Below are 20,785 nucleotides of genomic sequence, written 5' to 3'. Positions count from 1 at the left end.
GTCCGGTGTCCACGGTGATGTTAACGTTAACAAGCTGTCAAGGCCCTGACCCCGGCCAATCACTGCTTGCGATGGTTCGCATACCGGCCCGATCTGAGGTCGGCCGGGGAGCAGCCGTGGAAGTCCCGCGTGTCGAGCCGGAGTTCAGGCGTCCGCGCGGGGTGTGGCCGTGCTGGCGCGCACGACGAGCCGCGGCGTGAGCTTCTGCCGCTGCGCCGGTTCGCCGTCCAGCCGGCGCACCAGCAGTTCGATGGCGCTGCTGCCGAGATGGGCGAAGTCCTGGCGGACCGTGGTCAGGGCGGGTACCAGGTATCCGGCGCCCTTCATGTCGTCGAAGCCGACGACCGACACCTCGCGCGGCACCTTCACACCCCGTTCGGCGAAGGCGGCCAGCACGCCCATGGCCATCTGGTCGTTCCCCGCGAAGACGGCGGTGGGCAGCCCTCCGTCGGCGTCGCAGAGCGCGTGGGCCAGGCGGAACCCGCTCTCCGCGGCGAAGTCGCCCTCCAGCAGGGCTCCTCGGGCTCCGGCGGCGGTGAGTTCGGCCTGCCAGCCCTCGACGCGGGCCCGGGCGTCGAAGGTGCGCAGCGCGCCCGTCAAATGGGCGATGTCGCGGTGTCCGAGGTCGAGGAGGTGGCGGACCGCGAGCCGGGCGCCGAGTTCCTGGTCGACCTCGACGAAGCTCAGCTCGGGGTCGGGCGCGTTGCCGGACATCACCACCGCCACCGGCACCCCGAGGGAGAGGCCGGACAACGCCTCCACCGTGTCGGGCCGGTCGGCGACGACCGCGATCGCCTCCACCGCCTGGTCGGTGAGCCGTTGCAGTGTCTCCAGGAGGTCACCGGTGGTGCTCTCGCCCTGCCGGCTGGCCAGGCTCACCCAGTAACCGGCCTGTTTGGCGGCCGTCTCCACGCCGAGGAGGATGCGCGGCAGCTCGAACAGCTCCGAGCCGACGATCACCACGCCGATCGTCGAGGACCGCCGGCTCTTGAGGGCCCTCGCGACGCTGTTGCGGCGGTATCCCAGCTTCTGGATCGCCGCCTCGACCCGGGCCCGGGTCTCCGGCCGCACCGACGGGTGGCCGTTGACGACACGGGAGACGGTGATGTGCGAGACGCCGGCCTCCCGGGCCACGTCCATCATGCCCGGCGGCCGGTCCATGTCACTCGTCCTCTGCACTCGACCCCAGCAGGCGGCCTCACGCCCACCGCCGATACTGTCACAGCCGCCCGACCGCACCCCCGCCCGACGGACGGGGCGCCGCGGCGGGGCCCGTCCGGGGCAGAATCCGGCCGATCGGCTCACGCCCGGGCGGTTGCGCAGGGCCCGGCGTCAGGACGCGTACCGGGGGGTCCACTGGGCCCGCGCGACCGCCTCGCGCAGCTCCGCCTCCGTGGCCTCCGGGGCGACACCGTCCTCGACGGCGGCCCGAGCCACCGCGAGCGCGATCTCGCGGGCCGCGTCCCGCATGCTCGCCAGCGGCGGCAGCAGCGGGGTGGCCCCGTCGGTGCCCGCCCGTACCGCGCAGTCCCCCAGGGCGCGGGCCGCCGCCACCATCATGCGGTCGGTCACCCGGCGGGCCCGGCAGGCGGTGACCGCCAGTCCGACGGCGGGGAAGACATAGACGTTGTTGGCCTGCGCGACCGGCACCTCACGGCCGTCCACCGTGAGCGGCGGGAAGGGCGATCCGGCGGCGATCAGGGCCCGGCCGTCGGTCCAGCGGGCAAGGTCGGCGGGGTCGGCCTCGGCGTTGGAGGTGGGGTTGGACAGCGGCAGGATCACCGGTCGCTCGCAGGAGTCGGCCATCGTGCGCACGATCTCCTCGGTGAAGGCGCCGTGCGCCGTGGACAGCCCGATCAGCACCGTCGGCCGCACCTCCCCGACGACCCGGGCGAGATCGGGCGCGTCCCCGCCCCACCGCCGTACGTCCTCGTCGTCGCGGGCGTAGACCCGCTGCTCGGGGGTGAGGTCGCTGCGGGAGCCCACCAGCAGGCCGTCGATGTCGACGAACCAGAACCGGTCGGCCGCCGCCTCCTCGGAGAGGCCCTCCTCCACGAGCGCGGTGCGGATCATGTCGGCGACGCCGACCGCCGCCGATCCCGCGCCCAGGACCACGATCCGGTGGTCGGTCAGGGCCGCTCCGGCGATCTTCGTGGCGGTGGTCAGGGCGCCCAGGGCCACGGCCGCGGTGCCCTGGATGTCGTCGTTGAAGGTGAGCAGCCGGTCCTGGTAGCGGCCGAGGATGGGCCGGGCGTGGGCGGTCGCGAAGTCCTCCCACTGGAGCAGGGTGCCGGGGAGTTCGGCCTCCACCGCGGAGACGAACGCCTCGATCATCTCGTCGTACGCGTCGCCGGTGACCCGATGCTGCCTGCGGCCGAGGTAGTGCTCGTTCGACAGGAGCTGGTCGTTGTCGGTGCCGACGTCGAGGAGGATCGGGAGGGTGCGGGCGGGATGGATGCCGCCGATGGCGGTGTAGAGGCTGAGCTTGCCGATCGGGATGCCCATGCCGCCGAGGCCCTGGTCGCCGAGGCCGAGGATGCGCTGGCCGTCGGTGACGACGATGACGTCGACCTCGCCGCCGGGCCGGTTGCGCAGGATCTCCCGGAAGCGGTGCCGGTCCTCGTAGGTCAGGAACAGACCGCGCGGCCTGCGGTAGATCTCGCTGAAGCGGCGGCAGGCCTCGCCGACCGTGGGGGTGTAGACGACCGGCAGCATCTCCTCCAGGTGCCGGGTGAGCAGGCCGTAGAAGAGCACCTCGTTGGTGTCCTGGAGCTGGCGCAGGTAGATGTGCCGGTTGAGCGGCTTGTCGTAGCCGAGGAACGCCTCGTACGCCCGGTCCGCCTGTTCGTCCAGGGTCTCCGTCGCGGGTGGCAGCAGCCCGTCCAGGCCGAGTTCGGCGCGCTCCTTAGGGCTGAAGGCGGTTCCCTTGTTGAGCAGGGGGTCGGCCAGGAGGGCGGTTCCCCGGACACGGTCGGGGCTGGGAGCGGCCATGGCGTTCCTCGGGTCGGCGGGCAGCAGGGACGGGCCGGTGTGCGCGGCCGTCCCGTCAGCATCCCTCCTGCCCCGCCCCCGCACGTCGGAATCACCGGTTCCGGGCAGGGGGGTGCCACCCGTTCAGGCGTCCCCCGCCGCGTGGACCCGCTGCCCTTCGACGAAGGTCTGCAGGACGCGGGTGGCGGCGATCTCCTCGGGCGGGCCCGCGAACGGGTCGCGGTCGAGGACGACGAGGTCGGCCGACTTCCCCACGGCGATGCTGCCGCTGATGTCGTCGAGGTGGTTCACCCAGGCGCTGCCCGCCGTGTACGCGGCGATGGCGGTGCCCAGGTCGAGACGCTGCCCCGGGAGGAACTCGGGGGTGCCCTCGGGGGCGCCGGGGGCGATCCGGTTGACGGCGACATGGATGGCCTGGAACGGGTCGGGGCTACTGACCGGCCAGTCGCTGCCGGCGGCCAGGGTGACGCCGGCCCGCAGGAGGTCGCCGAACGGGTACTGGCGCGCCCCGCGTTCGTCGCCGAGAAAGGGCAGGGTCAACTCGTCCATCTGCGGTTCGTGGGCGGCCCACAGCATCTGGAGGTTGGCGCTCGCGCCGAGGGCGCGGAACCGGGGGATGTCGTGCGGGTGCACGACCTGGAGGTGGGCCAGGTGGTGGCGGGTGTCGTGGCGGCCGTTGGCGGTACGGGCGGCCTCCACGGCGTCGAGCGCCTCGCGCACCGCGCGGTCGCCGAGCGCGTGGAAGTGGACCTGGAAGCCGGAGGCGTCCAGTTCGGTGACGTACTTCCTCAGGTCCTCCGGCGCGACGAAGCTGATGCCCCTGTTGTCCGAGGCGCAGCCGCAGCCGGTCAGATAGGGGTCGAGCATCGCCGCGGTGTGGTTCTCCGCGATGCCGTCCTGCATGACCTTCACGGTCCCGGCCCGGAACCGGCCGCGGTTCAACTCAGCGCGGCGGGCCACGAGTTCGGGGATCTGCTCGGCGCCCCGCTCCCGGTCCCACCACAGGGCGCCGACGACCCGGGCGGTGAGCTGGCCCCGGTCGAGGGCGGCGAGGTAGGAGGGCGCAGGGTCGGTCATGTTGGCGTACGCGCCGACGATGGCGTCCTGCCAGGCGGTGACGCCGTACGAGTGCAGCACGGCCTGCGCCCGCAGCAGGGCCGTGAGTTGTTCCTCGGGCGTGGGGTCCGGGACCAGCCTGCCCACCAGGTGGACGGCGCCCTCCTGGAGCATCCCGGTGGGGTTGCCGTCGGCGTCCCGCTCGATCCGGCCGTCGGCGGGGTCCGGTGTACGGGCGTCGATGCCGGCGCGTTCCAGGGCCCGGCTGTTGACCCAGGCGCCGTGGTGGTCACGGTTGGGCAGGAACACGGGCCGGTCCGGGACGATCTCGTCCAGGGCCGCCGCGGTGGGCGCCCCACCGGGGAACGCCTCCAGGGACCAGCCGCCACCGGTGATCCACTCGGCGTCCGGGTGCTCGTCGGCGTACGCCCTGATCCGGCGCAGGTACTCGGCCGGGTCGACGGTGTCGGCGAGGTGGCACAGGCCCAGTTCGAGGCCCGCGCCCTGCGGGTGGACATGCGCGTCCTGGAAGCCCGGGAGCAGCAGCTTCCCGGCCAGGTCGACGACCTCGGTGCGCGGGCCGATCAATTCGTGCACCTCGTCGTGGCCGACGGCTGCGATCCGCCCGTCGCGCACGGCCACGGCGGTGGCGTTGCTGCGGGCGGGATCGACGGTGTGCACGGGACCGCCGGTGAGGACGAGGTCCGCGGTGTGTGACATGGGGGTGAACTCCAGAGAAGGGGTCAGACCGCCGTACGGTCCATCGGCAGGGTCAGGGACTCGGCGTCGGTGCCGCGCCCGGTGGCGAAGTACGGCGAGCGCCGCACGTACTTGGCGACGGCGGCCATGCCGAGGCCGACGAGGACGATCGCGGCGGGCAGCGAGAACATGAACCAGCCGTTGTCCGGGCTGAGTTCGAAGTGGTCGCTCATGGTCAGGTACGAGTATCCGAGGTAGCCGCCGAGGCCGAGCAGGATCAGGCCGGACACGGCGGGCACGCCGACGGCGAGCAGCGCCTCCCGGGCCCCGTCGTGACGTGCGGAGCGGAAGCGCACGGCGCAGGCGAGCGCGGTGAGTCCGTAGTAGAGGGCGACGATCAGGCCGATGGCGTTGACGGCGGCCAGCAGCATGTCGCTCAGCTTGGGGATCGCGACGGCCAGCACGGCGATCACGGCGGCGACGGACATCACGACGACCGTGCCGGCGGCGGGGGTGCCCCAGCGCGGATGGACGCGGGTCCACACCGGTCCCATCGTGCGGTCGCGGCTCATCGCGAACAGGCCGCGTGCCGTGGGGATCAGCGTGGCCTGCACGGAGGCGACCGCGGAGAACATCAGCGCGACCAGGGGCAGGGTGGCCCAGGGTTCGGCGGCCAGTTTCCCGCCGAGGTACGGGAGGGCCTGCGGGCCGTTCCTGACGAGTTCGGCGAGGCTCATCTCCCGCTGGAAGGCGACCGAGGCGAAGAGGAACAGGCCGAGCATCGCGAACAGGGCGATGAGGCCGCCGCGGGCCGCGTCACCCGGGCTCTTCGTCTCCTCGTTGACGCTGAACGCCGCGTCCCAGCCCCAGAAGAAGAAGACGGCGAGGACCATGCCCTGGGCGAAGGTGGTGCCGCTGGAGATCTCGAACGGGTTGAACCAGGACAGCGACAGGGCGTGGTCGCCGGTGACCAGGGCCCAGCCGCAGAAGGCCAGCAGGACCGCGTACTCGAAGACCAGGAGGGCGAACTGGAAGCGGGTGGCGGCGCGCACCCCGGTGACGGCCAGCGCGGTGAGGGCGACGAGGATCACCAGTCCGACGGCGGTGGTGACACCGGTGGAGGTGGGGTCGAGGGCGATGCCGGCGACGCTGTGCAGTCCGGCCTTGTTGGCGAAGGCCAGGACGACCGAACCCATGATCGCGCTGGTGTAGGCGCAGAAGATGACGGAGCCGACCAGGGTGACCCAGCCGGTCAGGAAGCCGGGCCAGGGGCCGAGGGACTTGCCGACCCAGACGTAGCCGTTGCCGCAGTTCGGCTCCGAGCGGTTCAGGCGGGCGTAGGCGGTGGCGATGCCGAGGACCGGCAGGAACGCCAGGAGCAGCAGGGCCGGGGCCTGGAGGCCCACGATGGTCGCGATCGTGCCCATGCCGATGGCGATGCTGGTGGTGGCCGCCGTGCTGGACGCGGCGATGGCGACGCCGTCGACGACGCCGAGGGAACGGCGCAGGTCCAGGCTGGGTGCGGAGGACTGGGGCGGTCTGGACGACATGGAGGGCTCCTCGGGGCCGGGGGGACGAGAAGAGGAGAAGAGCCGCGCGGTGAGGTGATGGAACAGCCCCCGTCCACTTTGGGTCAACCCTGTTGACGTAAGGGGGCCGGGGGCCGTTCACTGAGGGCCCCGCGGTGAGAGGAGTCCGGTCGTGTCCAGCCGTGTCCCCGAGGAACGCCGGCGCCGGCGTCCCACCCGCACCGGTGTCCTGCTGTCCGAGGACCTGATCGTCGGCACCGCCCTGCGACTGATCGGCGAGCACGGTCCCGAGGCGCTGAGCGTGCGCCGGCTCGGCGCGGCCCTGGGCTGCGACCCGACCGCCCTGTACCGGTACTTCCACGACACCGACGACCTCGTGCTCGCCATCGCGGACCGGATCATCGGTGACGCGATGGCGGGATTCGCCCCCGGGGACGACTGGGTGGCCGCACTGCGCGAGATGGCCCTGCGGGTCCGGGCCGGGTACCTCGCCCATCCGCGGGCCGCCGCCCTGGCCGCCCACCGGGTGACCCGCCGCACCAGCGAGATCCGGGCGGTGGACACGGGCATCGGCCTGCTGCTGTCCGCGGGCTTCGCACCGGCCGACGCGGCCCGGCTGTACCTGGCCTTCATCGACACCGTGCTCAGTCACGCGGCCACGGACGCGGCGTTCCAGGCACTGCCCCGCCAGCAGCGCGAGGCCGACCACCGCGCGTGGCGGGAGGTCTACCAGGACCTGGACCCCGGCGTGTACCCGGCGCTCACCGCGGTCCGGCGCGAGCTGCCGGGGATGGCGGAGAGCTCGTTCGAGGCGGCGGTGGACCTGCTGCTGGAGGCGTTGGCGGCACGCGCGCCGGCGCGCCGGGCGCCCAGGAGGGGTTCGTCACCCGGATGAGTACTCGCACCAACTCCCCGTGACGAAGCCCGCGTTGAACGCCAATCCGCCTGGTCAGGCCGCACAGCGGGGGTCGCATCACAGACAAGTGGCGTGAATCCGACGTACGTCCCTCGCGCCCACCGCACCCCTCGGACATCTGCGCAGGAGCATCACACAGGCTGCACACCGCCTTTCGAAAGCCTCGCTACTTTTGCCTCCGGCTCGATCCCCCGTGCGAACGAGACCGGCCACGGCCATCGGGCCGATGGTGCAGTCGACTCAGGAAGACCAGATGGACTACTGCTCCTCGTGCCGTCGGCATCTCAACGGCGCCCTGGCGTGTCCCGGATGCGGCGCCTACGCCCCGGACATCGCTCCCCCCGCCCACGTCTACACGACGACCGGCACGGCGGCCGCCGCGTGGGACGAAGCACCCAAGTGGCACGACGCGGGCCTCCCCGACGAGCCGGCGACCGGGGCCGACCCCGGCGTCGCGTCCGAGGACATCGCGTCGGAGGACCTCGCGGACGGGCCGGTGCTGACGGAGGGCCGGGCGGCACGGCGGCGGCAGCGGGCCCGCTGGAAGAAGAGCCAGCGCAAGGCCGTGGTCGCGACCGCCGTCGCCCTGGTCGGCGGCGGCCTGACCGTCACCGCGATGAGCCAGCAGTCCCACACCCGGGCCCAGGCGGCCACGTCCCCGGACCCCCGGGCCATGGGCATGGCGGAGCTGCCCACCTCGGACGACGCCCTGCCGGAGTCGACGCCCGCCACCGCAGAGCAGGCCGCGACGGCCACGCCCGGTACGAAGTCCGGCACGCACCGGCGGACCACCGACTCGGCGTCCACCACGACCCTGTCGTCGGTCCGCACCGACTCCGTCACCTCCCCCACGCAGGCGGCGACGACCGGCTCGCAGTCCCAGGGGGCGCTCTCGTCGACGGTCGCGGCCGGGACCGGCACGGGTGGTACGACCACGACGACGGGCACGACCGGGACGACGGGCACGACGGGGACCTCCGGATCTTCCTCCTCGTCGTCTTCCTCTTCCTCTTCCTCGTCGTCCTCGTCGTCCTCCTCGTCCTCGGACAGCGCGACGAACACGAACACCGGCACGAGCACGGGCGGCGACAGCTCGCAGTCCTCGCAGACGGGCGGTTCGTCGTCGTCCGCGACCGATCCGTCGGGGCTGTGCGTGCTCAACCTGCTCTGCATCAACTGACGGGGGCGGGCCCCGCGACGGGCGCCCGCTCGGTCCTCCCGGAAAGATCGGGCATGAGTCCGGATCTTCGGGGTAGCAGAGTCGATGCTTACCCGGAGGAAGGGCCGTCACACCTGGGGAGGTCGCGGCGGCCCTTCCTCCATCCCCGAAACCGCCGCGGCCCGCGGCACGGGTCAGCCGAGCTGCTCGGCCAGTCCGACGACGATGCCCTCGGGTCCGCGGACGTAGCAGAGCCGGTAGACGTTCTCGTACTGCACGATCTCGCCGACGAGTTCGGCCCCGTGGGCGCGCAGGCGGGCCACGACCTCGTCGACGTCGTCCACGGCGAACATGACGCGGCGGATGCCCAGCGTGTTCGTCGGCGCGTCCGCCGGCACCCCGCCGACCGCCTTCGGCGTGTGGAACCGCGCCAGCTCGATCCGGCCGTGACCGCCCGGGACGCGCAGCATGGCGACCTCCTGCCGCACGTCGTCGAGCGCGATGATCCGTTCCACCCAGCGCCCCTCGACCGGCGAGCGGCCCTCCAGCTCCATGCCGAGTTCGACGAAGAACGCGACGACCGCGTCGAGGTCGTCGACGACGATGAGGACGTTGTCCATGCGCTGGATCGTCATGCCTGCTCTCCTTGGTGCGACGGCGGCGTCATACGTCGAACAGTCTGCTCGCGTTGTCGTGGCAGACGGCCCGCAGCCATTCCGGTCCGAGGTCCAGGCGTTCCAGCGCGTGGAGCTGGTGCAGGTACGGGTAGGGGATGCTGGGGAAGTCGGAGCCGAGCAGGACGCGGTCGCCGAGCGCGGCCAGCCGGGGCAGGGCGCGGCGCGGGAACGGCATGAAGTCCTCGGTGAAGTCGGTGAACGCCATCGTCGTGTCCAACCGCACCTGGTCGTACCGCTCGGCGAGGTCGAGGAACTCCTCGTACTCGGGCATCCCCATGTGCGCGACGATCAGCCGCAGCCCCGGGTGCCGGGCCAGGACGCGGGCGATGGGCTCGGGACCGGTGTGCTTGCCGGGTGCGGGCCCCGAGCCGCAGTGGATCACCACGGGGACGCCCGCCTCGGCCAGCAGCCCCCAGGCCGGCCGGAGGAGGTCGTCGGCCGGGTCGTACCCGCCGACCTGGACGTGCGCCTTGAAGACCCGCGCCCCGGCCTCGATAGCCTCGCGCACGTAGGTCTCGACGTCCGGCTCGGGGTAGAGGGTGGCGGTGTGCAGGCAGTCGGGGGTGCGGCGGGCGAAGTCGACCGCCCAGCCGTTCAGCCACCTGGCCATCCCGGGCTTGTGGGGGTAGAGCATCGCGGTGAAGGCCCTGACCCCGAACCCGCGCAGCAGGGCGGTTCTCTCGTCCTCCGCCTTCCGGTAGGTGATCGGCCAGCCCAGCCCGCCGATCAGCGGACCGTTGGTGTCGAAGTACTCCCAGACCTTGTGCAGGACCCGCTCGGGCATGAAGTGGGTGTGGACGTCGATCAGGCCCGGCAGACCCAGTCCGCCCCAGAAACGACGGACCTCGTCGGCCTCGTCGTGCGTCGCCTCGTCGCGATCGTTCATGCCGCCCACGATCGTCCCCGGTGAGGAGTACGGCGACCGTTTCCGCGACGGGTGCGGTGAGGGATGCGTCACAGGGACGCGGGCTGCCCGGCCCCGAAAAGGCCCGCGGCCGTGAACGCGTCACGGCCGGGGGCCGGCGATCGGGCGTCGGGTCAGGCGTTCAGCGCCGCCAGCACCACGGACCTGGCCTCCTCCTGGACCTGGCTCAGGTGGTCCGGGCCGAGGAAGGACTCCCCGTAGATCTTGTAGACGTCCTCGGTGCCCGAGGGGCGGGCGGCGAACCAGGCGTTGGCGGTGGACACCTTGATGCCGCCGAGGGCGGCGCCGTTGCCGGGGGCCTCCGTGAGGACCTCGGTGACCGGTTCACCGGCGAGGGTGTCGGCGGTGACCTGGCGCGGGGACAACTTGGCGAGCAGGGCCTTCTCCTCGCGGGAGGCCGGGGCGTCGACGCGCGCGTAGGCCGGGGCGCCGAAGCGGTCGGTGAGCCCGGCGTAGTGCTGCGACGGGGTCCTGCCGGTGACCGCCGTGATCTCGGAGGCGAGCAGGGCCAGGATGATCCCGTCCTTGTCGGTGGTCCACACCGAGCCGTCGCGGCGCAGGAAGGACGCGCCGGCCGACTCCTCGCCGCCGAAGCCGATCGTGCCGTCGGACAGGCCGTCCACGAACCACTTGAAGCCGACGGGGACCTCGACCAGGGTCCGGCCGAGGTCGGCGGCGACCCGGTCGATCATGCCGGACGACACCAGGGTCTTGCCGACCCCGGCTCCCGCGGGCCACTGCTCCCGGTGCGAGAACAGGTACGAGATGGCCACGGCCAGGTAGTGGTTGGGGTTCATCAGACCGGCGTCCGGTGTGACGATGCCGTGGCGGTCGGCGTCGGCGTCGTTGCCGGTGGCGATGTCGAAGCGGTCGCGCCGCTCGATGAGCGAGGCCATGGCGTACGGCGACGAGCAGTCCATACGGATCTTGCCGTCCCAGTCCAGCGTCATGAAGCGCCAGGTGGGGTCGGTGAGCGGGTTGACCACCGTGAGGTCGAGCCGGTGCTCCTCGGCGATCCGGCCCCAGTAGGCGACCGAGGCGCCGCCGAGCGGGTCGGCGCCGATGCGCACCCCGGCGGACCGGATCGCCTCCAGGTCCAGGACGTTCGGCAGATCGGCCACGTAGGCGCCGAGGAAGTCGTGGCGGCCGGTGCCGGGGGCGGCCAGGGCGCGGCTGTACGGGATGCGCCGTACGTCCTTCAGGCCGCCGGTGATGATCTCGTTGGCGCGGTCCTGGATCCAGGAGGTCGCCTCGGACCCGGCGGGGCCGCCGCTCGGCGGGTTGTACTTGAAGCCGCCGTCGGCGGGCGGGTTGTGCGAGGGGGTGACGACGACCCCGTCAGCGAGCGCCGAGGTCCGCTGCCGGTTGTGGGTGAGGATGGCGTGCGAGACGGCCGGGGTGGGGGTGTAGCCGTCCGCCTGGTCGATGAGGACGGTCACGTCGTTGGCCGCGAACACCTCCAGGGCCGTGATCCGCGCGGGCTCCGACAGGGCGTGGGTGTCGGCGCCGAGGAAGAGCGGCCCGTCGGTGCCCTGGGCGGCGCGGTACTCGCAGATGGCCTGGCTGGTGGCCGCGATGTGGTCCTCGTTGAAGGCCGCCGCGAGGGACGAACCGCGGTGTCCCGAGGTACCGAAGGCCACCCGCTGCCCCGGTTCGGCCGGGTCGGGGTGCAGCGTGTAGTACGCCGTGACCAGACGGGCCACGTCGATGAGGTCATCGGGCCCGGCGACCTGCCCCGCTCGCGCGTTCTGCATTTACCCGCTCCTCCGCAAGGGTCGACCGTTGGGGTACGGGCCTCATTCTCCCCCGCCGGAGTCGTGGGGACGCGCGTGGGTGCGCGGTTCCCGCCGCCCGCGGGCCGGCGAGGGGGATCCGGCGGGCGATCTGCCGGCGGGGTGGCCGACGGGGGTTCAATGTCCGTCATGATGCGTAGAAGTACGTCGTCCACCGCCGTCGTCGCCGCGTGCGCGTTCGCGCTCCTCACCTCGTGCTCCTCCGGCTCCTCGGACGGTTCCTCCGCAGGGGGCCGGCCGAGCGGGTCCGGCTCCGCGTCGGCGTCCGGCCCCACGGCGACGCCCGCGCCGTCGGCCACCGCGTCGCCCTCGCCGACCGGGCCGTGTGCCGACGGGACGTGCGAGATCGAGGTCGCCGTGGGAGACGTCGTGAACGTGCCGGAGGCGTACGGGCTCGGGCCGATCAAGGTGACGTCGATCTCCGACGGCCAGGTCGGCATGGCCGCCCCGCTGACGGGGTCGGGCTACAGCGTCTCGGGCTGTTCCGGTGGCGGCGGTGTGTCGTCGGCGGGCGGGGGCGGGGTGCAGCTCCGCTGCGGGAAGGGACCGGCCGCGACCCTCAACGACGCCATGAGCCTGAAGGTCCTCGACGTACGCGGCACGGCGGCCGTCCTCCGCATCGAGCCCGCCGGGTGACGTACGACCGCCCCCCTTGCGCCGGAAGAGGGAGGCCCCGGGGGCCGGTGCGCCGGGGACCGTGTCAGGAGGGGTCGGTCAGAGCGATGCGGGCGGTGATGCGCTTGCCGGGTGCCAGCCGCTGGATGTGGAGGTCCTCGGTGACGGCCCGGACGATCTCCAGGCCGTGCCGGCCTACGCGGCCCGGGTCGGCGGGGAGCGCCGCCGGCAGGGCCGGATTGCTGTCCTCCACGACGATCTCCACACGGGCGTCGGTGACGCGCAGCTCCATGCGGACGGGGCCGGGAGCGTACTTGAGGGCGTTGGTGACCAGTTCGCTCACGATGAGCTGGACCGTTCCCACGGTGTACGGCGGGACGTCCAGACCGTGCTTGTCCCGGACCCGGGAGAGGAAGTCGGCGGCGTGCCGCCTGGCCCGCGCGATGCACCCCTCGTCGCCGGCCTGGGCGAAGCCGGCCCGCATCGGGTGTGCACCGCGCTGCGTACAGTCCCCGTCCTCGGATGGCGAACCCACCAGCATCAGCCCTGTCCTCCTCTTCCTGGGGCGCGGGTGCCCGTCGGGTCGTACTGGTATGCACGCCCGTGGCCATGTTCGAACAGAGTCGGCCGGGTGCAACCCGAGGGCCCGGTGCGGCACAATCATCCTCTGACGCTGCCCCCCGCAGCCCCCATTCAGGTGAGGAACGGTGACCGACATACCACCCACAGGACGACCGGAGCGGCTGTCCGTCACGCACTCCACCGTCGACGGCATCCGCGTGGTGACGCTGCGCGGGGACATCGACCACGACGTCAAGGACACGCTGACCAGCGCACTGCTGCCCGAGGACCTCGCCGACGACGGTGCGCCGCCGCGTGTCGTGGCGGACCTCAGCGGGGTGTCCTTCCTGGACTCCAGCGGCATCAACGTCTTCGTCCACGTCCACCACCGGGTCGGCGCGGCCCGGGGATGGCTGCGCCTGGCCGCCCCGCAGGAACCGGTCCTGCGGGTGGTCCAACTCGTCGGCCTGGACACCGTCATCTCCTGCCATCCCACGCTGGAGCAGGCCCTCGACCCGGGCACGGACGCGAAGGTCCTTCGCCGACCGTAGTCGGCGAAGGACCCCCGAGAGGCTGTCTCCCCAACCTCTCCCCGGCCGAGTCGCCCCCATCTCCCCGCTCACACCCGGTCCACACGGCAAGGTGCACGGCCGGCTCGACAGGGACGGGAACGTCGGGGATCAGCCTTCCGAGTCGGCCGGCCGGCGTTCGCCGTGCCAGTCCAGGATCACGACCGTGGCGTCGTCCCTGAGGCTGCCGTGGCAGGCTTCGAGCACCGCGGCGGTCAGGGCGCGTACGGCTTCCCGAGGATGCAGCTCGGCGGTGTCCTGGACGACCGAGGCCAGGTCGGCCGTGGCGGCCCCGCGTTCCAGCATCCCGTCGGTGAGCAGGATCAGCCGGTCCCCGGGCTTCAGTTGCAGTTCCTGGAGCCGGTAGGAGCCGGGCGCCACCACCCCGAAGGGCAGGTTGACCGTGAGTCTGACCTCCTCGACGGTGCCGTCGCGCAGCCGCAGCGGCCAGGGATGGCCGGCGTTGACCAGTTCGCACAGGCCCGACTCCAGGTCGACGCAGAGCAACTGCCCGGTGGCCAGCCCGCGGCTGTGGGTCAGCAGGGCCTGGTGGGCCTGGGCGGCCTGCCGGAGGGCGTCACAGCCGCTGCGCCGCGCCTGCCGCAGCGCACCGACCAGCAGGGTGGCCAGCAGCGCGGAGTTGGTGTCGTGGCCCATCGCGTCGGTGATCGACAGGTGCAGGGTGTCGCGTTCGAGGGTGTAGTCGTAGGTGTCGCCGCCGATGTCGTCCGCCGGCACCAGACCGGCGGCGAGGGTGAACTGGGGCGCCTCGCAGCACGGCGCCGAGGGCAGGAGCTGGTGCTGGATCTCCGCGGCCAGACTGGTCTCGGTGGTGCGCCGGCCCAGGTGGTACAGGTCGGTGAAGCGTCCGTCCGTGACGATGATGTACGCCAGCGCGTGGGCCGCGTCGCGGACCTGCCCCAGCACGGTGTCGTCGGCGGACTGCAGGGTCACCTCCAGGACGCCCAGGCAGTCACCGCGGTTGGTGACCGGCGTGATGACGCGCAGTCCACCCTGGCCGTCCGATTCCGTGTGCTGGCGCTGACTGCGCAGCACTCCGTCGTAGACGCTCCCGTGCAGGTCGATCGGCCCGGCGTCCTCCACCGGATCGGTGCCGGCCGCGGTGAGCCGCACCAGCCGCTGCCCGATGAGGTCGACGAAGAGGAACGACACGCGCTCCGCGCCCAGCCTCTTCTGCAGGTCGCGTGCCACCACGTCGACGGACTCACCGGGCGGGGCCGCCTCGGCGGCGGCCAGCAACTCGCCCAGTTCCAGATCTCCACCCTCCACAGCAACCTCCGATCGGTTGCCGCAACTTCTTCCCCGCATCTGCGCAGCATCACCTGATTCGGGCGTCTTGCCTGGTCAAACATGTGGCCGAAGGCGCTCAGGGCTCCGCGGGCCGGCGGAACCTGTTGATCCACTTCCGTCCCGGGTACCTGCCTCGGCATGGCTGAAGTGGTACAGGCTGAACTGTGGGAACTGGGGGCGGGTTCGGCGCTGCTGGTCGGTGCCGCGCTGGGATACGGGCTGCGGGTGCCGCAGAAGCTGATCGCGACCGTGATGGCCTTCGGTGCCGGGGTGCTGTTGTCGGCGGTCTCCTTCGAACTGGTCGGGGAGGCGTACGACCAGGCGGGGCTCGCTCCCGCTGCCACGGCACCCTGATCGGCGCCGTGGCCTGCACCGTGGGCAACGTGTGGCCGGCCCGCCGGGGCGCCCGGCACCGCAAGCGCTCCGGTCACCGGCAGTCGGCGGCGCAGCCCTCGGAGGCCCAGCAGGGCGGTTCCGGGACGGCGCTCGCGCTCGGCGCGCTGCTCGACGGCGTGCCGGAGTCCGCGGTGATCGGCGTCAGTCTGCTCGACGGGGGCGCGGTCAGCCTGGTAACCGTGGCGGCGGTGTTCATCAGCAACGTGCCCGAGGGGCTGTCCAGTTCGGCGGGGATGAAGAAGGCCGGCCGCACCAAGGGGTACGTCTTCGGCGTCTGGGCCGCGATCGCCGCCGCGAGCACGGTGTCGGCCGTCCTCGGCTGCACGGTGGTCGGCTCCTTCTCCCCCGCCGTGATCGCCACGGTGACCGCCGTGGCGGCGGGCGCGATCCTCGCCATGATCGCCGACACGATGATCCCCGAGGCGTTCGAGGACGCCCACCTGGCCATCGGCCTGATCACGGTGAGCGGCTTCCTGGTCTCGTTCGCCCTCTCCCACGCCTGACCAGGCGCCCGCCTCACCCCCAGGCGGCCACCGGCACGAACGAGCTGTCCTGGCGGAACAGGTCCGTGCCCGCCGTGCGGTCCAGCCGGAGCTGGTAGTTGTAGTGGCGCAGGTAGTGGCCGGGGTAGTTGTACGACTCCCAGCGGATCGCGCCGCCGGACGAACCCGTGCGGGCGACGAACGTCGCGTCCCTGGCGAAGGTCGACGTGCCGTCGTTGGCGTCGAAGCGGCCGCGGAAGTCCCAGTGGCGCAGGTAGTTGCCGGAGGAGTCGCGGAAGGAGTAGGCGTTGGCGTCGGCGAGGCCCGCGACGACCGTGAAGGTGGCCGCCGTCTTCTCGGCGGCCGTGCTGGAGCCGGACACCAGCGGGAGGTTGAGCAGCGAGGACTGCGCCTGCCAGTACCGGGTGGGGTAGTTGGCCGACTGGAAGGAGCGGGTGACGTTCTTCGCGAGCGAGGGGCCGCCGGACACGGTCTCCTTGACGACCGTGAAGTGGCGGGCGGTGCCGGAGACCACCGGCAGCGCGGTCGGCGCCGACCAGGTCGCGAAGGTGTCGTAGCTGTCGCTGCAGTAGTAACTGCCGTCGCCGTAGCCGTCGAAGAAGATCCGCCAGCCGCCGTTGTCGAGCTGGATCACGGACGGGCCCTCGCGGTAGCTGCCCCAGCCCGCCCAGTCGCCGGTCCTGGAGATCGTGTAGGGGCCCGTGAGGGACGACGCGGTCGCGTACTCGATGTACTTCGTCGTCTCGTTCTTCGTGAAGGCGTGGTACGTCGAGCCGGTCCTCACGATGTACGTGTCGATGTGGTTCGCGCCGATCCCGGACAGGGCAACCGGTGAACTCCATGCTGTCAAGGCCGAGTTGGTCGCCTTCAGCCGGTACGGCGTGAAGATCCACTCGTTGCTGGTGACCGAGCAGGACACGATGACGTTGACGCTGCCGTCGCTGTCGACGAACCACTCCGGCGCCCACGCGCGGGACAGGTTGGCGATCGGGACCGGGAAGTCGTACAGGAAGGTCCAGTTGGTCCGGTCGGAGCTGCGCGCGAAGCCGATCGTGGTGCTGACGTCCTGCCAGGTGTGGGTGGTGTAGGTGAGGTAGTAGTAGCCGTCGGTGTGCTTGAGGACGCTCGCGTCGCGGATCCTGTTGCCGGGCGGGGTGTACGCGGAGGACTTGAGCAGCCGGAAGTCCGTGGCGTCGTCGGACTGGTAGACGTTCACGGTGCCGTCGTTGCTGTTGAGGAACGGCACGATCGTGTAGCGGGTGGCCGAGCCGCTCGGCGGGGCGGCGGCGAGGGCCGTGCCGGGCAGCTCGCCCAGCAGGACGGCGGAGGCGGGCAGGGCCGCCATCGCGCGCAGCAGGGTGCGGCGGGACGGTGTGGGGGGTCGTGAGGTCACGGCGGCTCTCCCTGGGGCAAGGGCAAGGACAACGCGGCTCCGCATGTCCGACATACCGAACGGAGTTCGGGAAGTCGGTCAGAAGGTAGGGGCGTGGCCAGGACACGTCAATGCTTTGCGCAGGGCCGGACGGGGTCTGTGCGGCGCCTGTGGCGGTTGCCGAACCGCCGGTGCCGCGAGGGGCGTTCCAGCGAAGCGCTTGCCGCGGTTACCGTTCGGTAGGCACCCGTCGCACCGGAGGTGGACCGTATGACGCACGACCGTTCCGCGGGCCTGGTGGAGACCGCCCGCGCACTGGCCGACGGCGCGATCACCTCCGTGGCGCTCGTCGAGGAGGCCCTCGCGCGGATCCACGCCGGCCAGAGCACGCTCAACGCCTTCCGGATCGTGCGGACCGAGGCCGCCCTCGCCGAGGCGGCCGCCGCGGACGCCCAACTGGCCGCCGGAGCAGGCAAACCGCTGCTCGGCGTGCCCGTCGCCGTCAAGGACGACATGGACGTGGCCGGGGAGCCGACCGCGTTCGGCTGCGAGGGTGAGTTCCCCGCGGTCGCCAGGGACGGCGAGGCGGTACGGCGGCTGCGCGCGGCCGGGGCCGTGATCGTCGGCAAGACCAACACCTGCGAGTTCGGACAGTGGCCGTTCACCGAGGGACCGGCCTTCGGCGCGACCCGCAACCCGTGGAGCCCGGAGCACACGCCGGGCGGCTCGTCCGGCGGGTCCGCCGCGGCCGTCGCCGCCGGTCTCGTGCCCGCAGCGCTCGGCTCGGACGGGGCCGGTTCGGTGCGCATCCCCGCCTCCTGGACCCACCTCGTCGGCATCAAGCCCCAGCGCGGCCGCATCTCCACCTGGCCGCGCGGCGAGTCCTTCCAGGGCATCACCGTCAACGGCACCCTCGCCCGCACGGTCGCCGACGCGGCATTGCTCCTCGACGCGGCCGCTGGCAACCACGTGCTGGACCCGCACCGCCCGCCCGCCGTCGACGCCTCGGCGGCGGTCGGCCGCGACCCCGGACGGCTGCGGATCGCGCTCGCCCTCAAGCCGCCGTTCACCGCGCTGCCCGCCCGGCTCCAGCCCGAGGTACGGACACGCGTCGTCGAACTCGCCGAAAAACTGGCCGACTTGGGACACACCGTCGAGGAGGCGGATCCGCCGTACGGGCAGATCGGGCTGACCTTCGTCCCGCGTGCCACGGCCGGACTCGCCGAGCGGGTCCGCGAGGCCCCCTTCCCCGCCCTCCTGGACCGCCGCACCCGGGACGCGGCCCGGCTCGGCGGACTGCTCGGCGGGGTCCCGCTCAGGGCGGCCCGCCGCGCGGAGGCGGTCCTGCACCGCCGTATCGGCGGGTTCTTCACGTCGTACGACGTCGTCCTCGCCCCTACGACGGCCGCGCCCCCGCCGCGCATCGGGGCGATGCTGAAGCTCGGCGGGCTGGCCACCGACCGCGCGATGATCGCGGCCTGTCCGTACGCCTGGCCCTGGAACGTACTGGGATGGCCCGGGGTCAACGTGCCCGCCGGCTTCGTCGGCGGCGGACTGCCCGTCGGCGCCCAGTTGCTCGGCCCGGCGAACAGTGAGCCGCTGCTGCTGTCGCTCGCCGCGCAGTTGGAGGCCGAGCTGCGTTGGCACGAGCGCTGGCCGCGGCCGCACCTCGGCGCGGATTCACCGGCCGCGTGAGCAGCCCGGACCGTACCCTGTGACCATGGACGATGCGGCGATGGTCGGGCTCATGGGGCGGGTCACGGGGACGATCGGGCCGGGGCTCGTCGGCGAGGTGATCGTCCGGGTGCGGGGCGGCGCCGAGCACTTCCTCGCCTACCCGGCCTCCGGGAGCGATCGGATCGAGCGGGGCACGGTGGTGATGGTGGTGGAGTACCTGCCGCCGAGGACGGTCTACGTCCAGGCGGCGTACGACAGTTGAGCCCGCGCACGCGCAGGTGAGAGGCGCGTGCATCAAGGTTTCGACAAGGATTCGCCGGCGTCTTCACCCGGGCCGCGAACAGGCGCACACTCCCTTCGTTCGGTGCCGAAAGGGCACCATGCAAAGGGGGCGTATGCCGATGGTTGTCGGCGTCGTTGCGGGGGTGGCCGTAGCTGCCATCGCCGTTCTGATCGGTCTGTTCAAGATGATGTGGCGTGTCGCGGAACCCAACGAGGCGTTGATCATCTCCGGGTCCAAGCACCGGACCGAGGGTCTTGAGGAGGGGATGGGCTTCCGCATCGTCACCGGGCGCGGCACGCTGGTGCTGCCCGGCGTACAGGCGGTGCGCAAGCTCTCGCTCGACCTGAACGAGACCGAACTGCACGTGGACTGCGTGACCCACCAGGGCATTCCGCTCAAGGTGCGGGGCGTGGTCATCTTCAAGGTGGGCGACGACTTCGTGTCGATCGCCAACGCCGGACGCCGGTTCCTCGACCAGCAGAAGCTGATGTCGGAGCGGGTGCACAACGTGTTCGCGGGTCATCTGCGGTCCATCGTCGGCGGGTTGACCGTCGAGGACATGATCCGCGACCGGGAGAAGCTCACCGGGCAGACCCGGGCCGCCTGCGGCACCGAGATGGAGAAGCTGGGGCTCATCGTCGACTCCCTGCAGATCCACGAGATCGAGGACCCCACCGGGTACATCCAGAACCTGGCGATGCCGCACGCGGCGGCCGTCCAGCGGGACGCGCGCATCGCGCAGGCCGAGGCGAACCGGCTGGCCACCGAGGCCGAGCAGCAGTCGTTCGCACGGATGGCGCAGGCCACCCGGGACAGCGAGATCCTCCAGGCCGGTTACCAGGCCGAGCGGGACAAGGCGGGCGCCGCGGCGCGCCAGGCCGGTCCGCTCGCCGACGCCGCCGCCCGGCAGGAGGTCGTGGTCCAGGAGACCCGCGTCGCCGAACTCGAGGCGCAGCGGCGCGAACAGCAGCTCCAGGCCGACGTCCGCAAGCCGGCGGACGCCCAGGCCTACGAGAAGCGCACGCTCGCCGAGGCGGAGCGCGACGCGCGGATCTCCGCCGCCGAGGCCAAGGCGAAGGAGACCGAGCTCGCCGCGGCCGCCGAGGCCACCCGGGTCAAGACGGCCGCGGGTGCCGAGGCCGAGGCGACCAAGGCGCGCGGTACGGCCATGGCGGCGTCGACCCGGGCCACCGGTGAGGCCGAGGCGGCGGCGGCCCAGGCCAGGGGTCTGGCCGAGGCGGCGGCCGCGAAGGCGAAGGGGCTCGCGGAGGCGGAGGCCATCAAGGCCCGGGCCGCGGCCCTCGCCGAGAACCAGGAGGCGGTCGTCGCCCAGCAACTCGCCGAGAACTGGCCGGAGATCGTCAAGGCGGGCGCGTCCGCGTTCGGCAACGTCGACAACATGGTGGTCCTCAACGGCGCCGACGGCATGGCGGACATGCTCGCCAAAGCGCTCACCATGGGCGGCACGGGGCTGGGTCTGGCGCGTCAACTGCTGGCGTCGATGAACCAGAACGGGCAGACCCCGGCCACGACCTCGCTCAACGGGGTCACCGCACCGCCGCCCGGCCAGAAGGTGCCGGTACAGGAGTGAGGGGCGGGTGGTCCGGAGCCTTCGGCGTTCGGGGGTCCCGGATCACTTGCGTTCGGGGTGCGAGCTGTACGGAGGGCCCGGATCACCCGCGTTCGGCATGCGAGCAGCACGAGGGGCCCGGATCACCTGCGTTCGGCGTGCGAGCGGCACGGGACGCCGCGT

General features: G+C 72.3%; 17 protein-coding genes and 1 pseudogene. 8 read left to right on the top strand and 10 right to left on the bottom strand.

The annotated features are described in order from the left end of the window. Positions 1-144: 144 nt before the first annotated feature. The 4 genes from ACZ66S_RS12165 to ACZ66S_RS12150 all read right to left on the bottom strand — a co-directional run bounded on the left by ACZ66S_RS12165 (position 145) and on the right by ACZ66S_RS12150 (position 6,296). Positions 145-1,161: a LacI family DNA-binding transcriptional regulator gene (locus tag ACZ66S_RS12165; protein ID WP_469901402.1), complete on the bottom strand. Its 1,017-nt coding sequence runs from the start codon at positions 1,159-1,161 to the stop codon at positions 145-147. 171 nt (positions 1,162-1,332) lie between these two features. Further along, positions 1,333-2,991 (bottom strand): NAD-dependent malic enzyme, encoded by a 1,659-nt coding sequence (locus tag ACZ66S_RS12160; protein ID WP_469901401.1) that lies wholly within the window; start codon positions 2,989-2,991, stop codon positions 1,333-1,335. A 123-nt stretch (positions 2,992-3,114) separates the two neighbouring features. Further along, on the bottom strand, positions 3,115-4,767 hold the full coding sequence (locus tag ACZ66S_RS12155) for an amidohydrolase (protein WP_469901400.1): 1,653 nt from the start codon (positions 4,765-4,767) through the stop codon (positions 3,115-3,117). Positions 4,768-4,790: 23 nt separating this feature from the next. Further along, entirely contained in the window at positions 4,791-6,296 is a 1,506-nt protein-coding gene (locus ACZ66S_RS12150) for an APC family permease (RefSeq protein ID WP_469901399.1), read from the bottom strand. Between the two features lie 151 nt (positions 6,297-6,447). Here ACZ66S_RS12150 and ACZ66S_RS12145 point away from each other — a divergent pair, with 151 nt between their 5' ends. Further along, on the top strand, positions 6,448-7,170 hold the full coding sequence (locus ACZ66S_RS12145; RefSeq protein ID WP_469901398.1) for a TetR/AcrR family transcriptional regulator: 723 nt from the start codon (positions 6,448-6,450) through the stop codon (positions 7,168-7,170). A gap of 247 nt (positions 7,171-7,417) precedes the next feature. Then, the gene (locus tag ACZ66S_RS12140) at positions 7,418-8,371 is read left to right on the top strand and encodes an SCO2400 family protein (protein ID WP_469901397.1); all 954 of its coding nucleotides are present in this window, start codon (positions 7,418-7,420) and stop codon (positions 8,369-8,371) included. A 173-nt stretch (positions 8,372-8,544) separates the two neighbouring features. Here ACZ66S_RS12140 and ACZ66S_RS12135 read toward each other — a convergent pair whose 3' ends face one another. The 3 genes from ACZ66S_RS12135 to pgm all read right to left on the bottom strand — a co-directional run bounded on the left by ACZ66S_RS12135 (position 8,545) and on the right by pgm (position 11,706). Then, positions 8,545-8,985 carry a VOC family protein gene (locus ACZ66S_RS12135; protein ID WP_469901396.1) on the bottom strand — a complete coding sequence of 147 codons (441 nt, stop codon included), beginning with the start codon at positions 8,983-8,985 and terminating at the stop codon, positions 8,545-8,547. Between the two features lie 28 nt (positions 8,986-9,013). Further along, positions 9,014-9,913 (bottom strand): amidohydrolase family protein, encoded by a 900-nt coding sequence (locus tag ACZ66S_RS12130; RefSeq protein WP_469901395.1) that lies wholly within the window; start codon positions 9,911-9,913, stop codon positions 9,014-9,016. Positions 9,914-10,065: 152 nt separating this feature from the next. Continuing rightward, complete coding sequence (pgm, locus tag ACZ66S_RS12125) at positions 10,066-11,706, bottom strand: phosphoglucomutase (alpha-D-glucose-1,6-bisphosphate-dependent) (RefSeq protein ID WP_469901394.1); 1,641 nt, start codon at positions 11,704-11,706, stop codon at positions 10,066-10,068. A gap of 168 nt (positions 11,707-11,874) precedes the next feature. On the opposite strand from pgm, the gene ACZ66S_RS12120 reads away from it, so the two are divergent. Further along, positions 11,875-12,381 carry a hypothetical protein gene (locus tag ACZ66S_RS12120; RefSeq protein ID WP_469901393.1) on the top strand — a complete coding sequence of 169 codons (507 nt, stop codon included), beginning with the start codon at positions 11,875-11,877 and terminating at the stop codon, positions 12,379-12,381. A 64-nt stretch (positions 12,382-12,445) separates the two neighbouring features. On the opposite strand, the gene ACZ66S_RS12115 is transcribed toward ACZ66S_RS12120, so the two are convergent. Next, on the bottom strand, positions 12,446-12,844 hold the full coding sequence (locus ACZ66S_RS12115) for an ATP-binding protein (RefSeq protein ID WP_469901392.1): 399 nt from the start codon (positions 12,842-12,844) through the stop codon (positions 12,446-12,448). Positions 12,845-13,067: 223 nt separating this feature from the next. Here ACZ66S_RS12115 and ACZ66S_RS12110 point away from each other — a divergent pair, with 223 nt between their 5' ends. After that, positions 13,068-13,472 carry an STAS domain-containing protein gene (locus ACZ66S_RS12110; protein ID WP_469901391.1) on the top strand — a complete coding sequence of 135 codons (405 nt, stop codon included), beginning with the start codon at positions 13,068-13,070 and terminating at the stop codon, positions 13,470-13,472. Between the two features lie 129 nt (positions 13,473-13,601). Here ACZ66S_RS12110 and ACZ66S_RS12105 read toward each other — a convergent pair whose 3' ends face one another. Further along, on the bottom strand, positions 13,602-14,780 hold the full coding sequence (locus tag ACZ66S_RS12105) for a PP2C family protein-serine/threonine phosphatase (RefSeq protein ID WP_469901390.1): 1,179 nt from the start codon (positions 14,778-14,780) through the stop codon (positions 13,602-13,604). 159 nt (positions 14,781-14,939) lie between these two features. On the opposite strand from ACZ66S_RS12105, the pseudogene ACZ66S_RS12100 reads away from it, so the two are divergent. Further along, positions 14,940-15,700: pseudogene (locus ACZ66S_RS12100) on the top strand (ZIP family metal transporter). A 13-nt stretch (positions 15,701-15,713) separates the two neighbouring features. Here the strand turns inward: ACZ66S_RS12100 and ACZ66S_RS12095 are convergent. Then, positions 15,714-17,093: a glycoside hydrolase family 43 protein gene (locus tag ACZ66S_RS12095; RefSeq protein ID WP_469901389.1), complete on the bottom strand. Its 1,380-nt coding sequence runs from the start codon at positions 17,091-17,093 to the stop codon at positions 15,714-15,716. A 249-nt stretch (positions 17,094-17,342) separates the two neighbouring features. On the opposite strand from ACZ66S_RS12095, the gene ACZ66S_RS12090 reads away from it, so the two are divergent. The 3 genes from ACZ66S_RS12090 (at position 17,343) to ACZ66S_RS12080 (ending at position 20,623) form a co-directional block, all read left to right on the top strand. Beyond that, on the top strand, positions 17,343-18,767 hold the full coding sequence (locus ACZ66S_RS12090; protein WP_469901388.1) for an amidase: 1,425 nt from the start codon (positions 17,343-17,345) through the stop codon (positions 18,765-18,767). Positions 18,768-18,792: 25 nt separating this feature from the next. Further along, positions 18,793-19,011 carry a hypothetical protein gene (locus ACZ66S_RS12085; RefSeq protein WP_469901387.1) on the top strand — a complete coding sequence of 73 codons (219 nt, stop codon included), beginning with the start codon at positions 18,793-18,795 and terminating at the stop codon, positions 19,009-19,011. A gap of 133 nt (positions 19,012-19,144) precedes the next feature. Next, a complete protein-coding gene (locus ACZ66S_RS12080) occupies positions 19,145-20,623 on the top strand; it encodes an SPFH domain-containing protein (RefSeq protein ID WP_469901386.1) in 1,479 nt (492 codons plus the stop codon). The last annotated feature ends 162 nt before the right edge of the window (positions 20,624-20,785 follow it).

This window comes from Streptomyces sp. NPDC107471, from assembly GCF_055582845.1.
This window is presented reverse-complemented; position numbering and strand designations above follow the sequence as displayed.